The organism is Streptomyces sp. NPDC058751 (assembly GCF_042746485.1).
Classification (GTDB): domain Bacteria; phylum Actinomycetota; class Actinomycetes; order Streptomycetales; family Streptomycetaceae; genus Streptomyces.
Genome location: NZ_JBHYPZ010000097.1, coordinates 1 through 3,101, shown reverse-complemented (window position 1 = coordinate 3,101; position 3,101 = coordinate 1). Strand labels below are relative to the sequence as shown.

The window sequence follows — 3,101 nt, the reverse complement described above, 5'->3', positions numbered from 1 at the left end:
TACGCCAACTTCGCCATCGCCGAGCCCCCGCTCAAGCTCGTCCTGATCGAAGGCGCCGAGGGTGAGGCGACGCGCATGGACCACCTCGGCGTCGAAGTCGAGACGACCGAAGCGGTGCACGGCGCCACCGCCCGCCTGGCCGAGGCCGGCCTGGCCACCGACGTGGAGAACGACACCACCTGCTGCTACGCCCTCCAGGACAAGGTCTGGGTCCACGGCCCCGGACAGGAACCCTGGGAGGTCTACGTCGTGAAGGCCGACGCCGACACCCTCACCAGGCAGCAGGGCAGCACCTGCTGCACCGGCCAGAGCGAGGACACGCCGGACGAGGCGAAGGACTCATGATCCGTCGGCCGCGAGCGTGTCACGCCGAGGCGCTCTCGGTCTCCGGCGCCGTGATGCCGCCCAGCAGACGCAGAGCCGCCTCGGAGGGCGAGCCGGGCTCGGCCGTGTAGGCGATCAGACGCTGGCCCGAAGGGCCGGGGATGACGAGGTTCTCGAAGCTGAGGTCCATGGCGCCGACCAGCGGATGACGCAGTCGTTTCACCCCCGACGTGCAGGTGCGCACGGGGTGGCGCGCCCAGCGGGAGGCGAACTCGTCGCACTGGACGATGAGTTGCCCCACGAGTTCGGCCAGGCGCCGGTCGTCGGGGTGACGGCCGGCGATCAGACGCAGCGAGGCCACCGCGAGCTGTGCCTCCTCGTCCCGGTTCGTGTACAGGTCCCGGTAGCGCTCGTCCAGGAAGAGCATCCGGGTCACGTTGGGACGGGCGCCCCGGGTGTCGGGGCTTTCGGCCGGCAGGTGTCCGGCGAGCAGCGCGTGGCCGAGCCTGTTCCAGGCGAGGACGTCGTTGCGGCGGTCCAGGACGAGCGCCGGCACCTCCGACATGGCCGCCAGCAACTGCCGTGCCGACGCGCCGGCGTGCTCGACGCGGGCCGGAGCGGGGCGGGACGCGGTGCCGGGGTGGGCGAGGGCCTTCAGATGGGCCGTCTCGTCGTCGGTCAGGCGCAGGGTGCGCGCGATTGCGTCCAGCACGGAGTCCGAGGCGCCGACGGCACGGCCCTGTTCGAGCCGGGTGTAGTGGGTGATGCTGACGCCGGCGAGCGTGGCCAGCTCCTCCCGGCGCAGACCGGTGACCCGGCGACGGGTCGGATGCGGCGTGATGCCGACGTCCTCCGGGCGCAGCGCGGCCCGGCGGGACTTGAGGAAGTCTCCGAGCTCGGACGGAGCGTCCATCGGTGCCTCCGGTTTCCTCGGCGTCCGGCGGCGCGGCTCCAGGGCGCCGATGCCCGGTGAGCCGCGGGTCGTCCCCCATGATGCCCGCCCGCCGCGGGGCCCGTGAGCCGTAAGGGTGGTCATGTCGTGACCACCCTCGCGGTGGCTGCGCGGAACAGGGTTCTGGCTGGGGGTCCGGGCCCGGACGAGTCTCTTTCCCGAGCGGTGCGCGACCGGCGCCCGTGGACGAGAGAAGCACGACAGGAAGGGCCTCGACCCCATGTCCGTCACCGATTCGCCGGTCATGAGCGCCGTCGCCACCGCCGCGACGACCGGTACCGGTGCCGCGGCCGTGCTCGGCGGTCTGAGGACGGCCATCGCGGTGAACGCCGCCCTCGTACTCCTCGGCACCCTCGTCGGCGCCCTGTTCCTGCGCGGTGCCCGGTCGGGTGCGCGGTGACCCGCCGGGCTTCAAATCCCTTTCCCAGGACGGTCGTTGAGGATCACATTCCGGCGCTCCAAGAGCACGCACGGTTTTCGCGGTGTAGCTTCTACCCGTCAGTGAAGGCTTGAGCAAGGGTGGATCCGTGGCTGCCCCTTCGCAAACCGAGAAGTTCGCCGCCTGCCTTCGGATGCTGAAGGACCGCAGTGGCCGGGGCTACGACCGCCTCGGCAAGGAAGCGGGCGTCAGCGGCTCCAGCCTGCACCGCTACTGCTCGGGCCTGAGCGTTCCGACGGACTACCGGGTCGTGCACTCCTTCGGCAAGGTGTGCGGAGCCCGTCCGGAGGAGCTCCGCGAACTCCACCGGCTGTGGGCGCTGGCGGACACCGACCGCAACGCACCGGCCGCGGCCCCGTCGGTCTCCGAGGAGGCCCCGGCCCCGGCCCCGGCCCCGTCCCCGGAGCAGGAGCAGGAGCAGGAGCAGGAGCCGGCCGGGGCCGCCGCGCCGGTGCGGACGGGCCCAGGACCGGACGACGACGGTCCGCCGCAGACCGCCCCCGCCGAGGCCGGGAGCCCGCGCCGGTCCCGCCTGCCCGAGAAGCTGTCCTCCCGCTTCTCGGTCCTGGCCGTCGCGGTCGTGGCCGTGACGGGGCTGGTGGCCGGATTCGTATGGATGCCCGCCGACTCCCCGCCGCCGGACGACGACCGGCTGCTCCACTCCTCCGCGTGCGAGTCGGTGAGCATGGGGCAGCACGACGAGTGCGTACGTGAGGTCCAGACCCTGCTGGTACGGGCCGGGGGCAGACTCGCCGTCGACGGTGACTTCGGGCCCGAGACCCTGCGCAGGCTGACCGCGTTCCAGGTGCTGGCGGGCATTCCGGCCAGCAGCGTCGCCGACGGGGCCACGAAGCGGGCCCTCTACGCGCAGAAGGTGCGGATGGCGACATGGTCCTCGGAGCGGGTGAACGAGCGGATCCGCGAGGTGTTCACCGAGGACCCCGGCACCGCCGTGGCCATCGCCCGCTGCGCCTCGTTCCTGGACCCGCTGTGGGTACTGCCCAACACCAACGGCAGCCGCAACTGGGGCGTGTTCCAGATCTCCGACGTCCGCCTGCGGGAACTGGGCGGCACACCGCGGCGGGCGTTCGACCCGGAGTGGAACATCCAGGCGGCCCACCGGCTGTGGAGCGTCCGACGCGACTTCCACGACTGGCCCTCCTGCGAGGCGGCGCTGAAGGAAGCGAAGGAAGCGAAGGGCGCGAAGGACGCGAAGGACGCGTCGAAGAGCTGAAGCGCCGAGGCCGGGCGCGCGCCGGGGAGCCGAGGCAGAAGGCGCGCGCCGGAGGGCCGGAGCCCCCCGGGCGCCGCCGCCAGGTGGGGGGCCAGAGCCCCCCGGACAAACCCCATGTAAACCGGACAAACGGGCCCCGCAAAACCCGGGCC

The 3,101-nt window shown here is 72.7% G+C and carries 4 protein-coding genes; 3 read left to right on the top strand and 1 reads right to left on the bottom strand.

The window, feature by feature from the left end; genetic code table 11:
• The coding region (locus tag ACFW6B_RS41020) for an ArsI/CadI family heavy metal resistance metalloenzyme (protein ID WP_386605038.1) at positions 1–345 on the top strand (345 nt) is incomplete at its 5' end.
• Between the two features lie 19 nt (positions 346–364).
• Here ACFW6B_RS41020 and ACFW6B_RS41015 read toward each other — a convergent pair.
• Positions 365–1,237: a helix-turn-helix transcriptional regulator gene (locus ACFW6B_RS41015; RefSeq protein WP_386605036.1), complete on the bottom strand. Its 873-nt coding sequence runs from the start codon at positions 1,235–1,237 to the stop codon at positions 365–367.
• Positions 1,238–1,496: 259 nt separating this feature from the next.
• Here ACFW6B_RS41015 and ACFW6B_RS41010 point away from each other — a divergent pair, with 259 nt between their 5' ends.
• Complete coding sequence (locus tag ACFW6B_RS41010; protein WP_386605034.1) at positions 1,497–1,676, top strand: hypothetical protein; 180 nt, start codon at positions 1,497–1,499, stop codon at positions 1,674–1,676.
• A 127-nt stretch (positions 1,677–1,803) separates the two neighbouring features.
• Positions 1,804–2,949 carry a helix-turn-helix domain-containing protein gene (locus ACFW6B_RS41005; protein ID WP_386605032.1) on the top strand — a complete coding sequence of 382 codons (1,146 nt, stop codon included), beginning with the start codon at positions 1,804–1,806 and terminating at the stop codon, positions 2,947–2,949.
• Positions 2,950–3,101 lie beyond the last annotated feature (152 nt).